The sequence below is a fragment of the Candidatus Schmidhempelia bombi str. Bimp genome (genome assembly GCF_000471645.3).
Classification (GTDB): Bacteria; Pseudomonadota; Gammaproteobacteria; order Enterobacterales; family Orbaceae; genus Utexia; species Utexia bombi.
Map to the genome: position 1 here is coordinate 1 of NZ_AWGA01000136.1, position 3974 is coordinate 3974.

Here is a 3974-nt window from a genome sequence, read left to right on the forward strand (position 1 = left end):
AACTGGATTTGCGTCCTATCATCAACGCAGCTTGCTTTAGGATGTTATTTTCCATTAACAAACGCTTATTATCTTTAGGTAGGGGTATAAGCTTATTTTTTTGAGTACTACGATTAGCTTGTGTGGTAAACTTGTCAGACCTGTGATATTGCTTTATCTATCTAATACATATTTAGTGAAATTAAACTTAGCGATAATATCGGCTTGTTTTTTACCATTTTGGTATAATATCACTATCTGTGCTAACTGTTTTTTAAATTGGTTAGTAAAATTGCGTTTTTCTCTTCTTGAAAGGGGATTTGTCATTGTTGGTTCCTTCTTGCTTTTTTGTTTATCATAGCAATGACTTAATTAAACGGGTTCTCATTAGTGTAGCCTATCTGAATAATCAATTAAAAAGTAAAGGGGATGGGATGAAAATTTCAGAGTATTAATTAAAGGCAATTGAATTAGATGAAGTACCAAGAAAATAATAATTTAAAATATAGGAATATAGATAATATGAAGAAAAGAATTACTGTTGAATATGTATTTTTTGCTAGTTTATTAACGTTTATTGTTTGTTTGATGCTGCCATACGACAGTTATAATAAACCTTATTTATTAGTTGCTATTGTAGGTTCTTTCTCCTCTTTTATCGCACCTGTATCTTTTGTTTTATGGATTATTAAAGCAATTAAAACAAGAAATAATCGACAGAAACAAAACTTACAATCTATCGAAACATATTCACAAAAAAACTCTTTTTTGGAAAAATCAACCAAAAATTAGAAGAACATAGACAGTAAGAAGCATTAGAAAAATTAGAACAAATAGCAGCACTAAAAGGTAGAGTTGCTATTACTGATGATGAGTATCAGTTATGGAAAAGTAGTATTTTTAATAAACAATAAAAAACAGGAAAGAAATAAAATGATTGATTACAAAACAGCAACAAAAGACGAATTATTAGCTGAATTTAAACGATTGAAAGAACTATCTCGTGATGACGGTATTTTGACTAAAAAAGAATTTTTGCATTTTCCACAAATCGCTATGCCTAACGAAACACCGATTGCTGTATCATCGGGGTATATGAACGGGAAAACATGGTTGATTATTTTAACCAACTATCGAGTAATATTTTTAGATAAAGGTATGTTTTTTGGATTAAAACAAGTAGCATTAGATTTAAACCATATTTCATCGATTGGCGGAGAAACCAAGATACTGTTTGGTGAAATCTCAATCGCCGCAGACGGGTTCACGTACACGGTCGAAAAAGTCTCAAAAAACGGCGTGCTAGTATTTACTAATATGGTTAAAGAAGCAATGGAAGCGCTAAAACAAAGCACAAACACCCAGCACTCTCCCGCTAATAATAATGACCCGTTCGAACAATTAGAGCGTCTAGCATCATTAAAAGAAAAAGGCATTATCACAGAAGAAGAATTTCAAGTACAAAAAGCAAAAATTTTAGGATGAGTGTACTAAAGCAATTCAACGGCAAGTGGCTGTTTGAAAAATATTTAGAGGGGGTAGAGCTATTCGTAAGGCGTTCGCCACCAAAGTTGAGGTGAGCAGTAATGAAAGCTATATCGAAGAGCAAGCAGCTACAAAGCCTTGGATTGTTGAAAATTAGGAATTTAGGCATTTGTCTGATTTGTGGTTAATACTTGGTATTTATAATTATTTATTATATGCATTTAATGTGGTAGATAGGTAGCGGTTTATTATTGTTAATGTTGGAATTCATTATTCTCAAAATGACTTGTTTAATTTATCTGATAGAGTAATATGGTATCGGTTAGAATAGAAAGTTGATTTATTACCATCAAGCTCAGTCTAATTAAATGGTTATTAGCATTAAATTTATTGCGCTCAGTTAGAAGAAAAATGGGAGGAAAGAGGCGGATATTTGAAGCAAAGTTGATTGAATATAACCAAATTAGCTGCCTTAATCTAAGCTTTGCATGTAATGTTTTACGCGAGGCGCGGATATATATGATGAGCTTTATCCTGTTTGCTCCAAAAGAATAATGATGAGTGTGTAGTGCTTTGGTTAAGCTTAAGTGTGGATGATTATGGCAGGCTTAGCGATATTGTTGACTAGGGAGATAATTAGATAAGTTGAATGATAGGGTTTAAGTCTAGCTCAAACATCAAAGTATATAGGCATTCCTACCCATTCATTTTTGATAGGGAATGCTTTATGTTAAGTCAATGATATTATCTTATAGTAGAATCTTTAACTTAAATAATGATTGTCGATAAGATAAATTTGTTAGTGGTCATCATGCTCCGCCCAGGCGTGATGGATAGCATCTTCAGCATTATCAGCATTACCGGTCCATACATAGGCATTTCCTTGGTAAATATATTGCACTAACCATTGATTGTTAATGAGTTTTTGACTATGAAACTTAGGTTTTTGTTTGTCAATAATATGATGTGTAGTAATATTGTGGTTATCGTCAGTGATAATAATATTGTTGTTATGAATTTTTTCGTATCTTCCATGCTGTTTAACTAGTTTTAATGCGTCAGCAACATGCTCTAGATATCTGGCTACAACAGTAGGTTTAACGGGGATAGCTTTTCTTATACTGTATGTCGTGATATTTATATTAGGGTTTGTTGAGATTTGTTGTTTTACCCAATCATGAATTTTCACAGCCGCATTTTGTCTCGCCAGTTTTGGCATGTCGTCGTCTAGCAATTGCAGTGCTTTAAGTTTTGTATTTTCCTCAATTTTGGGTAAAAAATTAGGATTGAAGTCTTTTAGCTTAAATTGTTTATAGTACAGTTGCGTTTGTTCATCATCATGACCAAGAATTTCAGCAAAGAAGACATCTTCATCAACATTTTTCCAACGTTTGTCACGGATAAAATATTTTTCATACACTATTCTGGCATAAATGGCTCGGGTGTCTTTGAATACACGTTGTTTGTCATTAAAAAATTGTTTGGCAAAATTATTGAGAGGAGAGTCAAAAACGTTATTTATTTTTATATTATTGGTTTTTGTTAGGTCGTCTGAGTTTTTGTTAAGAATATGTTCAAGGTCACTTAGTGCGGGCGAATTTCTTAATAAATTAAGTTTTTTTATGAATAAGCGACTATCTATTAGTGTATAAATTTGTCGTTCAGTATCAGTTGTTTGAACCCTTTTTTTTGCTTGTCCAGAAAAGGCTATTTTGTATTTAGATATTCTTTTTACTTTTCCAGTGGATAAGATTTCTATCATACGGCGTCCAGATACCGCGGCTAATGCAAAGCTTAGATTAGCTATGCTACTGCGAGTAAGCCCAGAGAAAGTTTCATCTGGTAGGTTAATTATTTGATTTAATTGTTTTATATATTCTTGGTAATTTATTAATACGATATTTCTTTTTTTCTTATTTAAATTCTCATCGGTTTTCATTTTTATGGCTAATTTTTCAGTGCTATCAAGGGTTAGGTGATACATTATCTCATGATTTACTTTTAGTTTATTTAAATCGTTGAGTAGTAACCTAGCGATTTTGGCTTCTTCCTCTATTGTTTTGTCGTGGATTGACTTTTCCCATTCAGGGTAAGCTTTTTTTAAAAGGTCATTTGTACTTGATGGGTTATATTTTTCTAATAATAGAATACAACTCTTTAGTTTTACTTTAAGTGACAATAGTTCAATTCGAATTGTTGATGCTTTTTTATTATGCCAGCTTTCAAATAATGGTTTGTATGTTGGATAATTAATAGTTAGTTTATTGATTTTCTTAAAGAATAAGTGATGTAGTCTATCATCAAATAATTTTCTTGTGCGTGATAAATAATTAGCATATGTCTTTAGAGAAATTCTATTTTCTAAATTTTTTCCTTTATATTTTCTGCGGTCGTGATACAAAGCATTCTTAAATTGGCGAGCTAAGGATTTGTATTTAGATGTTTTTTCACTTTGATTGATATCTGATTGCTCGATTGTATTGATATCTTTAAGTAATGAGTCAGCTAGT

At 31.7% G+C, this 3974-nt stretch carries 4 protein-coding genes; 2 read left to right on the forward strand and 2 right to left on the reverse strand.

Going from position 1 to position 3974, the window contains the following annotated elements; all coding sequences use genetic code 11:
* Positions 1–153: 153 nt before the first annotated feature.
* Entirely contained in the window at positions 154–306 is a 153-nt protein-coding gene (locus O970_RS10045; RefSeq protein ID WP_166667122.1) for a hypothetical protein, read from the reverse strand.
* Positions 307–453: 147 nt separating this feature from the next.
* Here O970_RS10045 and O970_RS09775 point away from each other — a divergent pair, with 147 nt between their 5' ends.
* Both O970_RS09775 and O970_RS09780 read left to right on the forward strand, forming a co-directional pair.
* Positions 454–771, forward strand: coding sequence for a hypothetical protein (locus O970_RS09775; RefSeq protein WP_133459505.1), 318 nt, complete (start codon positions 454–456; stop codon positions 769–771).
* 141 nt (positions 772–912) lie between these two features.
* Positions 913–1464 carry a PH domain-containing protein gene (locus tag O970_RS09780; protein ID WP_133459506.1) on the forward strand — a complete coding sequence of 184 codons (552 nt, stop codon included), beginning with the start codon at positions 913–915 and terminating at the stop codon, positions 1462–1464.
* 799 nt (positions 1465–2263) lie between these two features.
* On the opposite strand, the gene O970_RS09785 is transcribed toward O970_RS09780, so the two are convergent.
* Positions 2264–3974, reverse strand: a 1711-nt coding sequence (locus tag O970_RS09785; RefSeq protein ID WP_133459507.1) for a protelomerase family protein, incomplete at its 5' end; no start/stop codon positions are given.

Bases quoted from the DNA above. Each gene is read 5' to 3' on its own strand.
- O970_RS10045 (WP_166667122.1), bottom strand. From the start codon at position 306: ATGACAAATCCCCTTTCAAGAAGAGAAAAACGCAATTTTACTAACCAA.
- O970_RS09775 (WP_133459505.1), top strand. From the start codon at position 454: ATGAAGTACCAAGAAAATAATAATTTAAAATATAGGAATATAGATAAT.
- O970_RS09780 (WP_133459506.1), top strand. From the start codon at position 913: ATGATTGATTACAAAACAGCAACAAAAGACGAATTATTAGCTGAATTT.